At 74.6% G+C, this 14305-nt stretch carries 13 protein-coding genes; 11 read left to right on the top strand and 2 right to left on the bottom strand.

Annotation, left to right across the window (positions count from 1 at the left end; translation table 11 throughout):
• Positions 1–37 precede the first annotated feature (37 nt).
• The 7 genes from H297_RS0124250 (at position 38) to H297_RS0124220 (ending at position 8051) form a co-directional block, all read left to right on the top strand.
• Positions 38–418 (top strand): hydrogenase maturation nickel metallochaperone HypA, encoded by a 381-nt coding sequence (locus H297_RS0124250; protein ID WP_027739176.1) that lies wholly within the window; start codon positions 38–40, stop codon positions 416–418.
• 4 nt (positions 419–422) lie between these two features.
• On the top strand, positions 423–1262 hold the full coding sequence (hypB, locus tag H297_RS38120) for a hydrogenase nickel incorporation protein HypB (RefSeq protein ID WP_051352129.1): 840 nt from the start codon (positions 423–425) through the stop codon (positions 1260–1262).
• Entirely contained in the window at positions 1249–3669 is a 2421-nt protein-coding gene (gene hypF / locus H297_RS0124240; protein ID WP_051352128.1) for a carbamoyltransferase HypF, read from the top strand. Before hypB ends, hypF begins: the two co-directional genes overlap by 14 nt.
• Positions 3670–3693: 24 nt before the next feature.
• Positions 3694–4017 (top strand): HypC/HybG/HupF family hydrogenase formation chaperone, encoded by a 324-nt coding sequence (locus H297_RS0124235; protein WP_027739174.1) that lies wholly within the window; start codon positions 3694–3696, stop codon positions 4015–4017.
• Positions 4014–5144 carry a hydrogenase formation protein HypD gene (hypD, locus tag H297_RS0124230; protein WP_027739173.1) on the top strand — a complete coding sequence of 377 codons (1131 nt, stop codon included), beginning with the start codon at positions 4014–4016 and terminating at the stop codon, positions 5142–5144. The genes H297_RS0124235 and hypD overlap by 4 nt, the downstream gene beginning before the upstream one ends.
• A gap of 148 nt (positions 5145–5292) precedes the next feature.
• The gene (hypE, locus tag H297_RS0124225; protein WP_078514556.1) at positions 5293–6282 is read left to right on the top strand and encodes a hydrogenase expression/formation protein HypE; all 990 of its coding nucleotides are present in this window, start codon (positions 5293–5295) and stop codon (positions 6280–6282) included.
• 86 nt (positions 6283–6368) lie between these two features.
• Positions 6369–8051, top strand: a complete 1683-nt coding sequence (locus H297_RS0124220; protein WP_027739171.1) for an enoyl-CoA hydratase-related protein — start codon at positions 6369–6371, stop codon at positions 8049–8051.
• A gap of 117 nt (positions 8052–8168) precedes the next feature.
• Here H297_RS0124220 and H297_RS0124215 read toward each other — a convergent pair whose 3' ends face one another.
• Complete coding sequence (locus tag H297_RS0124215) at positions 8169–8405, bottom strand: chaplin (protein ID WP_037795289.1); 237 nt, start codon at positions 8403–8405, stop codon at positions 8169–8171.
• Positions 8406–8661: 256 nt separating this feature from the next.
• Positions 8662–11199 (bottom strand): glycoside hydrolase family 3 C-terminal domain-containing protein, encoded by a 2538-nt coding sequence (locus tag H297_RS0124210; RefSeq protein ID WP_051352127.1) that lies wholly within the window; start codon positions 11197–11199, stop codon positions 8662–8664.
• Positions 11200–11353: 154 nt separating this feature from the next.
• Between H297_RS0124210 and H297_RS0124205 the strand changes: the two genes are divergently transcribed.
• The 4 genes from H297_RS0124205 (at position 11354) to H297_RS43365 (ending at position 13475) form a co-directional block, all read left to right on the top strand.
• A complete protein-coding gene (locus H297_RS0124205; protein WP_027739168.1) occupies positions 11354–11992 on the top strand; it encodes a TetR family transcriptional regulator in 639 nt (212 codons plus the stop codon).
• 139 nt (positions 11993–12131) lie between these two features.
• Positions 12132–12344, top strand: coding sequence for a hypothetical protein (locus H297_RS0124200; RefSeq protein WP_027739167.1), 213 nt, complete (start codon positions 12132–12134; stop codon positions 12342–12344).
• 190 nt (positions 12345–12534) lie between these two features.
• The gene (locus tag H297_RS0124195; RefSeq protein WP_037795281.1) at positions 12535–12993 is read left to right on the top strand and encodes a nucleotidyltransferase domain-containing protein; all 459 of its coding nucleotides are present in this window, start codon (positions 12535–12537) and stop codon (positions 12991–12993) included.
• A gap of 329 nt (positions 12994–13322) precedes the next feature.
• A complete protein-coding gene (locus H297_RS43365) occupies positions 13323–13475 on the top strand; it encodes a hypothetical protein (RefSeq protein WP_158693728.1) in 153 nt (50 codons plus the stop codon).
• Positions 13476–14305: the final 830 nt, after the last annotated feature.

The following is a 14305-nucleotide window of genomic DNA, read 5'->3' as shown; positions in this document are numbered from 1 at the left end:
CGGGCCGCAGCCCGGTCCGTACGCAGGGAAGTGCCCGATGCACGAGATGTCGATCGCGATGGCAGTGGTCTGCCAGGTCGAGGAGGCGGCACGCGCGCAGGGCGCGGAGAGCGTCGAGGCGGTGACCCTGACCGTGGGCGAGCTCGCGGGCGTCGTCCCCGACGCGCTGCGCTTCTCCTTCTCCCTCGCCTGCGAGGGCACCGTGCTGGCCGGCGCCGAGCTGTTCACGCAGGAGGTCGCGGGACGGGCCCGGTGCGCGTCCTGCGGCCGTGAATGGGCGACCGGGGTGCCGCCGCGGCTGTGCTGCGCGACATGCGGCGACTCCCGTACGGACCTGCTGTCCGGCCGCGAACTGCAGATCGCCACCGTGCGGTGGGCCGAGGGCCCGCAGCGCGCCCGAGCCCCAGAGGAGCTGTGAACCCATGTGCCGTGTCGCCGATCTGCAGCAGGCCGTGCTGGCCCACAACGACAGTCGCGCCGAGCGGTTGCGCGCGGAGCTGACCGCGCGCGGAACCGTCACCGTCAACCTGCTCTCCAGCCCCGGCAGCGGCAAGACCGCGCTGCTGGAGGCCGAGTTGGCGCTGGCACACGAGCGCGGCGTCCGGGTTGCCGCGCTGACCGCGGACCTGGCCACCGAGAACGACGCGCGGCGGCTGGCCCGTTCCGGCGCCCCCTGCAAACAGGTGCTGACCGACGGGCTGTGCCATCTGGAGGCGGACATGCTGGCCGGTCACCTGGCCGGCTGGCTGCCCGAGGACACCGAGCTGCTGTTCGTGGAGAACGTGGGGAACCTGGTCTGTCCGGCCTCCTACGACCTGGGCGAGTCGCTCCGCGTGGTGCTGGCCTCGGTCACCGAGGGCGAGGACAAGCCGCTGAAGTACCCGACGGCCTTCGGGACGGCCCACCTGGTCGTGCTGACCAAGGAGGACATCGCCCAGGCCGTCGGTTTCGACCGGGACGCCTTCCTCACCCACGTCCAGCAGGTCAACCCCGGGGTGGAGGTGCTCTCCACCTCGGCGCGGACCGGAACGGATGCCGGCGCCCTGCTGGACCGGGCGCTGGCGGTACGCGGCGGTGCCGCCGTCCACCAGCCGGTGATGGCCCGGCAGGCCGCCGCCGGGCCGCCGCACCGCCCCCTCCACCACGACCACGCGGGCCACACCCACGACCACGCGCACCACGACGGCGCCCCCCACGACCACGCGCACGTGCACCCCGGCACGCACGATTCCTGTCACGCCCCCGCGCATGTCCGAGGCTGAGCGCAGCCGCGTCCTCGTCCGCGGCGTGGTGCAGGGTGTGGGGTTCCGCCCCTACGTGTACGGGCTGGCCGGCCGGCTCGGGCTGGCCGGGCACGTCACCAACACGGGCGAGGGCGTGGTGGCGGAGGTGGAGGGCGGCCGGGAGGCCGTCGCCGCCTTCCGTGCGCGGGTGGCGGCCGAGGCGCCGCCGCTGGCCGTCGTCGAGTCGGTCACGCACGAGACGCTGCCGCCGCAGGGAGGCTCCGGGTTCCGCATCGTCGCCTCCCGCGTCGGCGGGGCGCGGCGCACCCTGGTGGCACCCGACACCGCCACCTGTGCCGCCTGTCTGCAGGAGCTGGCCGACCCGGCCGACCGCCGTCACCGGCACCCCTTCATCACCTGCACCGACTGCGGGCCCCGCTTCACGATCGTGACCGGCCTGCCCTACGACCGCGCCAACACCACCATGGCGCCCTTTGCGATGTGCCAGCGGTGCGCCCGCGAGTACGCGGACCCTGCCGACCGCCGGTTCCACGCCCAGCCGGTGTCCTGCCACGACTGCGGTCCCCGGGTACGTCTCCTGGTGCCGGACGGGGCGGAGGGGCCGGACGGGCAGGGCGAGCGGGTCGAGCAGGGCGGAGCCGCGGGCTGGACGGCGTACGGCGGTGAACCCGTCGCCGGGGCGCAAAGGTTGCTGGCCCGGGGCGCGGTCCTCGCGGTGAAGGGGCTGGGCGGCTACCACCTGGCATGCGATGCGACGAACGAGGAGAGCGTTCGGCTGCTGCGCCGCCGCAAGGGGCGGGGACACAAGCCGTTCGCGGTGATGGCCCGCGACCTGGCTCAGGTCGAGCGCCTCGTCCCCCTGGACCCGGTCGAGCGCGCCGTGCTGACCGGGCCGCGCCGTCCCGTCGTCCTGCTGCGCACCGCCGGTGCGGTGCCGGCACGGGAGGTGGCGCACTCCGTCGCGCCCGGCAGCCCCGATCTCGGCGTCATGCTGCCCTACACGCCGCTGCACCACCTGCTGCTGGGGCTTCCAGGCGACCCGCCGGGACCCCGGCTGCTGGTGATGACCAGCGGCAACCTGAGCGGCGAACCCCTTGCCACCGACGAGACGGACGCCCTGGAGCGGCTGGGCACCCTCGCGGACGCCTTCCTCACCCACGACCGCCCGATCCACGTTCCCTGCGACGACTCGGTCGTGCGGGTGGTGGACGGAGCCGAGCTGCCCGTGCGCCGCTCACGCGGGTACGCGCCGCTGCCGGTGCCGCTCCCGGTACCGGTGCGGGCTGCCCTGGCGACGGGCGGCGACCTCAAGAGCGTCTGCGCGGTGGGCGAGGGTCGGCACGCCTGGCTCTCGGCGCACATCGGCGACATGGACGACCTGGCGACACTGCGCACCTTCACCCGCTCCGCACAGCACCTGGCGGACATCACCGATGTGCGCCCCGGCATGCTGGTGGCCGACCGGCACCCCGGATACCGGTCGGTGCGGTGGGCCGAGCACACGGCGGACGGCCGTCCGCTGCGCCGGGTCCAGCACCACCACGCCCATGTGGCCGCGGTGATGGCCGAGCACGGTCTGGACGGCACCGCCCCCGTTCTCGGTGTCGCCTTCGACGGCACCGGCTACGGCGACGACGGCGCCGTGTGGGGCGGCGAGTTCCTGCTGGCCGACTACGACGGTGCCGCCCGCTTCGCCCACCTGCGGTACGTACCGCTGCCCGGCGGTGACGCCGCGGTGCACCGCCCCTACCGCACGGCGCTGGCCCACCTGTACGCCGCGGGGCAGCCCTGGGACGCCGACCTGCCCTGCGTGGCCGCCTGTCCCCAGGCGGAACGGCGCGTGCTGGAGCGGCAGATCGAGCGGAACCTGCACTGCGTGCCGACGTCCAGCATGGGGCGGCTGTTCGACGCGGTCGCCGCGCTGACGGGCGTCTGCCGACACGCCGGGTACGAGGCGCAGGCAGCCCTCGCACTGGAGGCCGCGGCCTGCGGCTGTGCCGACCCGGAGCCCGGCGGGTACGAGGTGCCGTTGGTGGCGGGCTCCGCCGCGCCGTCGGCCGACCCCGCGCCGCTGGTGGCCGATCCGGCGCCGCTGCTGGCCGCCGTGGTCGCGGACCTGCGTGCCGGGACGCGGCAGGAGGTGATCGCGGCCCGCTTCCACACGGCGGTCGCCGGGCTGGTGCGGCGTACGTGTGCGGCGGCCCGCGAACGGCACGGGGTGGAGACGGTGGCGCTGACCGGCGGCGTGTTCGCCAACGCGCTGCTTACGGCGGCCTGTCTGCATGGGCTGCGCGCCGACGGCTTCACGGTGCTGCGTCACCGGTCGGTCCCTCCCGGCGACGGCGGGCTGGCCCTGGGACAGCTCGTGGTCGCCGCCCGCAGCCCCGGCCGGGCAGCACCCGCCGCCCCGCGCGCCCCCCTGTGACCGACCGTCGAACGAGGAGAACGCATGTGCCTGGCGGTACCCGGCAAGGTCCTGGACATCGAGGAGCGTGACGGCACCCGCATGGCGTCCGTCGACTTCGGCGGTGTCGTCAAGGAGGTGTGCCTGGAGTACGTGCCCGACCTGCGGGTCGGCGAGTACACCATCGTGCACGTCGGCTTCGCGTTGCAACGGCTGGACGAGGAGTCCGCGCGGCAGACGCTGGCGCTCTTCGAGGGGCTCGGGTTGCTGGAGGAGGAGTTCGGCGACCCGTGGCAGGCCGCCGAGGAGGCGGTGCGGGGCGCGCAGGAGCAGCCCGTGGCCCCGGGGCAGCGGGAGGTACGGCAGTGAAGTACATCGACGAGTTCCAGGACCCGGAGCTGGCCCGCCGGCTGCTGGCGGACATCCACGCCACCGTCACCCGGCCGTGGGCGCTGATGGAGGTGTGCGGCGGGCAGACCCACTCGATCATCCGGCACGGCATCGACCAGTTGCTGCCCGACGGCATCGACCTGATCCACGGGCCGGGCTGCCCGGTGTGCGTCACCCCGCTCGAACTGATCGACAAGGCGCTGGAGATCGCCTCGCGGCCGGACGTGCTCTTCTGCTCGTTCGGGGACATGCTGCGGGTGCCCGGCACCGGGCGCGACCTCTTCCAGGTCCGCTCGGAAGGCGGCGACGTCCGCGTCGTCTACTCCCCGCTCGATGCGCTGCGCCTCGCCCGGGAGCACCCCGACCGCGAGGTGGTCTTCTTCGGCATCGGCTTCGAGACCACGGCCCCGCCCAACGCGATGGCCGTCCACCAGGCGGCCCGGCTGGGGCTGCGCAACTTCAGCCTGCTCGTCTCCCACGTGCGGGTGCCGCCGGCCATCGAGGCGATCATGAGCTCCCGTGACTGCCGGGTCCAGGCCTTCCTGGCCGCCGGGCACGTGTGCAGCGTCATGGGGACGGACGAGTACCCCGCACTGGCCGAGCGGTTCGGGGTGCCGATCGTGGTCACCGGGTTCGAGCCGCTGGACATCCTGGAGGGCGTCCGGCAGGCGGTGCGGCAGCTGGAGAGCGGGCAGCACACCGTCGAGAACGCCTACCCGCGGGCAGTGGTGGCGCAGGGCAACAAGGCGGCCCGGGCCATGCTGGACGAGGTCTTCGTACCGTGCGACCGCGGGTGGCGCGGCATCGGTGTCATCCCGGACAGCGGCTGGCGCCTCGCACCCCGCTACCGGGCCTACGACGCCGAGTACCGGTTCTCCGTGGACGGCATCACCACGCAGGAGCCCGCCGCCTGCCGCAGCGGTGAGGTGCTCCAGGGGCTGTTGAAGCCGCACGAGTGCGAGGCGTTCGGCACCGTCTGCACCCCGCGGACGCCGCTGGGCGCCACGATGGTCTCCAGCGAGGGTGCCTGCGCCGCCTACTACCTGTACCGCCGGCTCGGCGGCAACACGACCGCGCCACGGGAGGCGAGCACCGTTGACCAGTAGGACCGGGGCGATCGACCCCACGACGGACGGACCGGCCCTGCCCGCACCGGGCGCGCCCGGCACCGGCCCGGACTCCCCCAGGGACTCCGCGCCGGACTTCTCCGCCTGGACGTGCCCGGCGCCGCTGCGCGGGCAGCAGCGGGTCGTGATGGGGCACGGCGGGGGCGGGGCGCTCACAGCGGAGCTGGTGGAGCACGTCTTCGCGCCCGCGTTCGGCGGCGAGGCCCTCTCCTCGTTCGCCGACTCCGCGGCGGTGGAGGTGGGCGGCGCCCGGCTGGCGTTCACCACCGACTCCTTCGTGGTGCGGCCGCTGTTCTTCCCCGGCGGCAGCATCGGCGACCTCGCCGTCAACGGCACCGTCAACGACCTGGCCATGAGCGGTGCCCGGCCCGCCTACCTGTCCTGCGGGTTCATCCTGGAGGAGGGCGTCGAGCTGGCACTGGTGGCCCGGGTGGCCGAGTCCTTGGGAGCCGCCGCGCGGACGGCCGGCGTGGAGGTCGCCACCGGGGACACCAAGGTGGTGGAGGCCGGACGCGGCGACGGGATCTACCTGAACACGGCCGGGATCGGACTGATCCCCGACGGCGTCGACATCCGGCCGCAGCGCGCCCGCCCGGGTGACGTGATCCTCGTCAGCGGCGCCGTCGGTGTGCACGGTGTGGCGGTGCTCAGCAAGCGCGAGGGCCTGGAGTTCGAGGTCACCGTGGAGAGCGACTGCGCGGCCCTGGGCGGGCTGGTCGCGCACATGCTGGATGTCACGCGGGACGTGCACGTGCTCCGCGACCCCACGCGCGGCGGGGTCGCCGCCGCGCTCAACGAGATCGCGGCCGCCGCCTCGGTGGGCGTCGTCCTCCAGGAGCGGGCCGTCCCGGTGCCCGACCAGGTGGCCAACGCCTGCTCGATGCTGGGGCTGGATCCGCTGTACGTGGCGAACGAGGGCAAGCTGCTCGCCTTCGTACCGCGCGCGGAGGCCGACGCCGTGCTCGCCGCGATGCGGGCCCACCCGCTGGGAGCGCAGGCGGCGGTGATCGGCGAGTGCGTCGAGGACCACCCCGGCATGGTCGTCGCCCGCACCGGGCTGGGCGGCACCCGGGTCGTGGACCTGCCGCTCGGAGAGCAGCTGCCGCGCATCTGCTGAGCCGCCACCGGCTCGTGCACCCCGTCAACACACGTCCTTGTCCGCCTCAGTCCCGAGACACCACCCAACATCACCAGGAGGTCGTGGTGCGGATCCTGCTCGTCGCGAGCGCCTTCAACAGCCTGACCCAGCGTGTGCAGGCCGAACTGCGGGACGCCCGCCACACCGTCGCGACCGAGGTGGTACGCGACGGTGACGAGGTGCGGCGCGCGGTCACCGGGTACGAACCCGAGCTGGTGATCGCCCCGATGCTGCGGACCACCGTCCCCGAGGACATCTGGTCGCGGTACACCTGTCTGATCGTGCACCCGGGCCCGCCGGGCGACCGCGGCCCTTCCTCCCTCGACCGGGCCGTGAGCGAGGGCCGCCTGCACTGGGGCGTCACCGTCCTGCAGGCCGAGGCGGAACTGGACTCCGGCGACATCTGGGCCTCCGCGGAGTGCGAGCTGCCGGGCGGCGCGGCCAAGAGCGACCTGTACCGGAGCGAGATCTCCGACGCCGCGCTCGAGGCCGTCCGCAGCGCCGTCGCACGGTTCGCGACCGGCAGCCACCGGCCCAGCTCGCAGCAGGAGCTGAAGCCGTCGGTGCGCCCGGCCATGCACCAGTCGGAGCGCCGGATCGACTGGCAGACCGACCCGACGACCGCCGTGCTGCGCACCCTGCGCGCCGCCGACTCCCGACCCGGCGTCCTCGACGAGCTGCTGGGTGAGGAGTGGTACCTGCACGGCGGCCACGCCGAGGACCAACTGCACGGCACACCCGGCGAGATCCTCGCCACCCGGGCAGGGGCCGTCTGCCGCGCCACGGTGGACGGTGCGGTGTGGATCCCCCAACTGCGTCCGCGCCGCGCCCCCGGCGGCCGGGCCACGTTCAAGCTGCCCGCCACGCTCGCACTGGGTGCACGGCTGCCGGACGTACCGGAGCGGCCCGCCCCGCTGGAGCTCGCCCCCGAACGCCTCACCTACACGGAGATCCGCTACCGGGAGCAGAACGGCGTCGGGTTCGTGCACTTCGCCTTCCCCGGCGGGGCCATGAGCACCGTCCAGTGCCGCCGGCTGCTGGCCGCCTACCGGTACGCCTGCACCCGGCCCACCCGGGTGGTGGTGCTCGGCGGCACACGGGACTTCTTCTCCAACGGCATCCACCTGGGTGTCATCGAGGCCGCCCGCGACTCGGCGGCGGAGGGCTGGGCCAACATCCAGGCGATGGACGACGTGGTGGAGGCGGTGCTGACCACCACGGACCGGCTGGTGGTCGCGGCGCTCGGCGGCAACGCGGCCGCGGGCGGTGTCATGCTGGCGGCCGCAGCGGACGAGGTGTGGTGCAGGGCGGGTGCCGTTCTCAACCCGCACTACCGGCTCATGGGGCTGCCCGGTTCGGAGTTGTGGACGTACACGCTGCCCCGCCGGGTGGGCCCGGAGATCACCGAGGCGCTGATGCGGGACGCGGAGCCGATGAGTGCGGCGACCGCCCGCCGCATCGGCCTGGTGGACCGGGTGCTGCCCACCACGCCGCGGCAGTTCGCGCCCCGCGTCGCCGAGCTGGCCGGGGCGATGGCCGAGGATCCGGCCACCCACCAGCGACTGGCCGTCAAGAAGGCGAACCGGGCCAGGGACGAGGCGGCCGAGCCGTTGGCGTCCTACCGCGACCAGGAGTTGGCCGCCATGCACCGCGTCCTGTTCGACCCGGGAGCCCCCCATCACGCCCTGCGCGCCGCGTTCCTCCGCAAGGAGCCGCCGCCGATGGGTGCGACGGGCATCCGGGCCTAGCGGGGCACCCCGCCCGTGCACACGCGAGCGCCCCGCCGGGGGACCGGCGGGGCGCTCGTGCGACAGCGGGGAGCCCGCGGGGAGGAGAACCCTCCCGTCTCCGGGTGGGGTGCCGCGTCAGTCGTTGGCGCAGAAGTTGCCGAAGGCGGGGTTGAGAAGCCCGACGACGTCGACGGTGTTGCCGCACACGTTGATCGGGATGTGCACCGGAACCTGCAGGACGTTGCCGGAGAGCACCCCCGGCGAGTTCGCCGCGCCACCCTCGGCGCCCGCGTCGGCGGACGCTGCCGTCGCTCCGCCGAGGACGGCGGTGGCGGCCAGACCGGAAGCGACAACCGCGGTACGGATGCGCATGGGGATCCTCCCTTGCTCTATGTGCCAGGACGCGCACAAGAGTGCACCGGTGGCGGATTCGGGCGTTCCGTCGCCACGCCCAACGGGACGACACTCACCCGATCGGCGGGGTTTCCCGCGGCACCACCCGGTGCTGAGCGCGCCCGTGCCCCGCCCGGGGTACGCGCCGACGGCCCGGCCGGCCGGACGTCGCCGACGGCCGGGCGCCGACCGTGACGCTTCGGTCCGGCACGGCGTCCCCGGTCACCGCGACGCCTCAACTCACCGTGATCCGGGTGCTCAGCCGCCGGTCGGCCACGCTGTGCGCGGCCTCGATGTCGTAGCTGCCGGGTACGCGGCGCCAGCTCGCCGCCGCCTCGTCCCAGATCTCGAACGCCCGGCCGTGCAGGGCCACCTCGACCTCCACGGACTCACCCGGCGCGGCCTCGACCCGCGCGAAACCGGCCAGCCGACGGGCCGGGCGCTCCCGGGCCGAGGACTCGGTCACCCACCGCGCGGGAGGCGGGGAGCCGCCGGCCGCGGCCGGTCCGGGCTCGCCGTCCACGGGTGCCACGTAGAGCTGGACGGTCTCGGCACCGGGCCGGGCACCGGTGTTGCGTATCCGCACGCGCGCCGTCCGGTCCGTGGCCCTGAGCGTCTCGTACTCCCAGTCGGTGTAGCCCAGGCCGTGGCCGAAGGGAAAGGCGGGCGCGGTGCCGGCCTTCTCCCAGGCGCGGTAGCCGATGAAGACGCCTTCGCTGTAGGTGACTTCGCCGCCTCGCGGGGTGACGTCGGTGACCGGCGCGTCGGCGAGCCGGGCGGGCCAGGTGGTGGGCAGCCGGCCGCCCGGCTCGTGGGTACCCAGCAGAACGTCGGCGAGCGCGGCCCCGGCCTCCTGGCCGGGGAACCAGCTCAGCACCACGGCGGGCACCTGGGCGCGCCAGGGAAGTTCGACGGGGGAACCGGAGTTGACGACGACCACGGTGCGCGGGTTGGCGGCGGCCACCCGGGCGACCAGTTCGTTCTGGCGGCCCGGCAGCCGCAGGTCGCTCCGGTCGAAGCCCTCGGACTCCACCTCCTGCGTGGTGGCGACGACCACCACTGCGACATCCGCGTCCCGGGCGACCCGGACCGCCTCCTCGATCTCCTCGTCGGGAGTGCGGCGCGGCCCGAGGTGGCCGAGGCAGAAGGCCAGCGCGGGGAGGGTTTCGGCGGGCCCCGGGCCCAGCGGGGTGCAGCGGAGGCTGACGGGGAGTGTCACGCCCTCGGCCAGGTCGGCGGTGACGAGGGTCTCGGGCGGATTCATGAAGGCCTCGAACGGGTCCCCGCCGGGCGGGGCGCACTCCTCGTCGAAGAGCACCTCCTCCCCCACGGTGAGGGTGAAGTGGCCGCTGCCGGTCACGGAGAGGGTGTGGGTACCGGTGGCTCGCGGGGTGAGCGAGCCGACGAGTTCGACGGAGTGCAGCGCGGCCGGTTCGACGCCCTCGGGGAAGCTGCCGATGGCCTGGACGCGGCCGTCGAACTGGGCTTCCTCGGCGAGCAGCTCACCGTCCGCGTCCAGATAGCGGGCGCGCAGCGTGAAGCCGTCGCGGGCGGCGGGCGTGCGGGTGCGCGGGTCGGCGCCCACGGCGTGCCGGACCTCGACGCCGTCCGGCAGTGCGGCGCGCAGCCCGTCCAGAGGCGGGACGAGGCGGTCGGGGAAGACGGTGGCCGAGCCGCCACCGAGCACCCGCGCCTCCGCGGCGGCGGCGCCCACGACGGCGACGGCCCGCAGTCCCGCGGGATCCAGCGGCAGCACCGGGCCACCGCCGCCGACCGGCTCGTTGCGGGCCAGGACGAGTCCGCGGCGGGCCACCTCGCGGGCCACCTCCGCGCCGTCGAGGCGGGCCGGTAGGTCGGCCGGGTCGACGGCGGCCGGCACCCCGTCCAGGCAGCCGACCCGGGCCGCCAGCAGAAGTACCCGGCGCACTGCCTCGTCCACGGCGTCGACGGGCACGTCGCCGTCGCGTACCGCCTGGGCGAGCGGGGGCCCGTAGACGGTCGACGGCCCCGGCATGGCGACGTCCAGGCCGCCGGTCAGGGCGCGGACGGTGTCACGGGCGGCGGTCCAGTCGGAGACGTTGCAGCCGTCGAAGCCCCACTCGCCGCGCAGCACCTCGCCGACCAGGTAGCGGTGCTCGGTCATCGTCGCGCCGTTGACCTGGTTGTAGGCGGTCATGATGCCCCACGGGTGGGCGTTGCGGACGATGTGCTCGAACGGCGCCAGGTACAGCTCGCGCAGCGGCCGGGGCGCGATGATGTTGTCGACGGTGTACCGCTCGGTCTCCGCGTCGTTGCCGACGAAGTGCTTGACGGTGGTGCCCACCCCGCCCTCCTGGACGCCGCGTACATAGCCGGCACCGATCTCACCGGTCAGGTACGGGTCCTCGGAGTAGCACTCGAAGTGCCGCCCGCCCAGCGGGGAGCGGTGCAGGTTGACGGTGGGCGCCAGCAGCACGTGCACGCCCTTGCGGCGGGCCTCCTGGGCGAGCAGGTGCCCGGCCCGGCGGGCGAGGTCCGGGTCCCAGGTGGCGGAGAGCGCGGTGGGGCTGGGCAGCGCGACGGAGGGGTCGGCGGCGCTCCACCGGGTGCCGCGCACCCCCACGGGCCCGTCGGACATCACCAGCGAGCCGAGACCGATCGCGGGCAGCGCGGGCAGCGACCACATGTCCTGCCCGGACAGCAGCCGGGCCTTGGTGTCCAGGTCGAGTGCGGCCAGAGCGGTCTCGACGGCTGCGGCATGTGCGGCGTGCACGGCCGGGTGTGCGGGGGTCATTCGGCGCTCCTTCGCGGCGGGGGCGGTGCGGTGACGGGGCTCGGCGGACTCCTCCGTCGCGCCACCGGTCGCATCCTGGCGCGTTCACCGAGTGATCGGTAGGCGTTGTTATTCTTCCGTTTCACAGCATCGGCGTGGCGGCTAGAGTCGGCGTGTGACGGAGCAGCAGAGCGCGAGGCCCCACGACCGGCGGCGCAGCGGCGGCAGGGCGGCCCGCAGGGAGGAACGGCGGGAGGAGATCCTCCGCGCGGCCATGGAGGTCATCGCCGAGCGGGGGTACGAGGGCACCTCACTGGCGGCGGTCGCCGAGCGCGCGGGCCTCACCCAGGCCGGGCTGCTCCACCACTTCCCGAGCAAGGAGCAGCTGCTGATCGGAGTCCTGGAGGCCCGCGACCGCTGGGACGTCCAAGCCGCGGGAGGCCCCCCGGAGCACTGGAACCTCGACCTGCTGGCGCAACTGGTGGAGTACAACGCCGCCCGCCCGAGCATCGTGCAGACCTTCGCGGTGCTCTCGGGCGGCAGCGTGGCCGAGCACGCCCCGGCGCGGGCCTTCTTCACCGAGCGGTACGCCCGCGTGCGCTCGGGTCTGGCCGAGGCCGTGCGCGCGGAGTTCGGGGAGGGCGGCGAGGGGCTGCCCGCCGGGCTGGCACCGGAACAGGTCGCCCCGCTGATGGCGGCCGTGCTCGACGGGCTTCAGGTGCAGTGGCTGCTGGCACCGGACGCCGTGGACATGCCGTCGGCCTTCACCGACTTCCTGCGCCTGCTGCGGGCGGCGGGCACACCGCAGGTCTGAGCGGCAGGGCGGCCTGCCCGGCCCGGTGCACCATTCGGGTCCGTTGCGCCCGTGTCCTTCATATATTGCTCTGTAATGCCCGCCGAGGCGGCGACGATGGCGGGGTCCTTGTCTTTCGTGATCTCCACGGAGGTTTTTCATGCGCACCCTCACGCGCTCCCTCGCGGTCGGCCTCGCCACCCTCGGTCTGGCCGCCGCCGGTACCACCGCCGCCTCGGCCTGCGGTGGGCACGAGCACAACTCGGTGCACAAGCACGTTCACAACAAGTGGACGTCGGTCAAGGTTTCCGACGACGACCACATCATCAACGACTCGGTCATCTTCAAGTTCGGCCCGATGCAGAACGGCTGACCGACGCGCAGCACATCAAGCCGGCGCGCAGGGGCCCCGTCCGAACCTCCAAGGAGGAGCCCTTCGCGTCGCGGCCGGATCCGGCCGACCCCAGCCCCAGGGGCCGCTCCGCACGGAGCGGCCCCTGGCGGCGTGTGTGCGGGGCGGCCGGGTCCGCTCATCCGCCCGTTCCGGCCCGTACGCTCGGGGCATGGCCTTGCCCTCCCTGCCGCCGGCGCCCGGACTGCCTCCCGCACGTGCTGCGGAGATCCGCCGGATCGTGGGCCGGGTGGCCCGATGGGCGGCCGCACGCACGGACGTGGCGGGGCTGCTGCTGGTCGGCTCCTGTGCGCGGGGCACCGCACGGGCCGACTCGGACATCGACCTGGTCCTCCTCACCGAGGACGGTTCCCGCTACGACGGTGACGACTGGGCGCGCGACCTCGGACTGCGGATGTCCGTACGGACCCGCTCCTGGGGCGCCGTCCTGGAGCGCCGCTTCGCCGCGCCCTCCGGCCTGGAGGTCGAGTTCGGGATCGCCGCGCCTTCGTGGGCCGCCGACGATCCGGTGGACCCCGGCACCCGGCGCGTGGTCACGGACGGAGCACTCGTCCTGCACGATCCCACCGGCCGGCTGGCGACGTTGACGGCCGCCTGCCGGGAGGGGTGAGCCGGGTCCACCAAGCGGGTCCGTCCGGCCCCCGGCTCCGGCGACGGGCCGTTCGGCTCCCGGTGACGGGCCGTCGGGTCGCGGCCACGACCGCCCCGCGCCCCGTCCAGCAGGTGCCCGGTCGTGACCGCGAGGTCGGCCTCGATGTGGCGGGCGGCCGTGCGGAGTTCGGGCGAAACGGTGGTGCGCGGCTCCTCCGGGGTCCGGTGGGCGGGAGGGCGCCGTCACGCCGCACGGGGCGGTCAGCGCCTCGCGCGTGCCGTCGGCGCGGGCGGGCAAGTGGGGGGCAGTGTGTGCACGATGAGGCTGCCAGCCGTGTGTGTACTGAGGTGGCTGACGACGGTCCCGTCCGGACCGGGCACGGGCAGCGCGACGGCGACCAGCTCCGGTTCGACGAGGACGAGTTGGTCCTCGACAGCCGCTCCGGACCCGCGGGCCGCTGCCACACGGGCCGCGCACTCTTCGGTGACCGAACGTGGTGACGTCCTGTGGCAGGGCGGGAGGGCCAGGAACCCCGTGGCGTGCGGATCCGCGGGGACGATGCCGCCGGCGTGGTCCGGTGGACTCGTCCCGGTCCGCGGCGAACAGGGCACCGGGTGCGCACAGTCCGGTGGCCGGCAGGTCGCCGATGCGCGAGCTGACAGCCATGGTGCGCCGCCGCGGGCACTGGACGACGAAGCGCACACGTCCCGGTCGGGGACGGCCGCGCCCACCGGCTCCTCCAGGGTGTCCGCGAGCCGCTGGGCAAGCGGCCCGACCGTGTCGGGCAGACCGCAGGCGGTCAGGCAGCCGTTGCCGAACCCCGGTATGCGGGGCGCGAGATGGTGTCCCCAGCGGTGGTCCGCACCTCGCCGAGGTGGGGGAGGGGGGCGGGCACCCGATCGAGCACCGCGCGCACCGGCCCGGTGCTCCGGACGGGATCTGAGCCGACCGCCGGGCGTGGCCGCGAGGACGCGCAGGACCGTCGGCCCGCGCTCCAGCGTGACCAGGGACTCGCCGCCCGGCGCGGGGCGCGAGGCGGTGCCGGTGCACTGCGGGGCATGGCTCCCGGTCTCGTCCCGAAACAGCCGAACACTGTCGGCAGACCCGGGCCGCGGGGCACGCCCGGGGCGCCGCAACGGGGGCGCTTGGTACGGCTCCTGAGCGCAGCCCCTGGCAACCGTCCCATTGACACGGCCGCGCGGCGGGCGGAGACTCCCCGGGCGTTCGGAGAGGAACGTCGGTTCACTCTGCGAACACCGGCCGGAGGAGGTCCTCAGCCGCATGGACGAAGTGGTGGCCCCGGCCATGGAGGTGGCGGCAGGAGCGGTGG

It is taken from the genome of Streptomyces sp. CNT360 (assembly GCF_000424785.1).
Note: the sequence above shows the minus strand (reverse complement) of the source record. Positions and strands in the feature narration are given on the sequence as shown.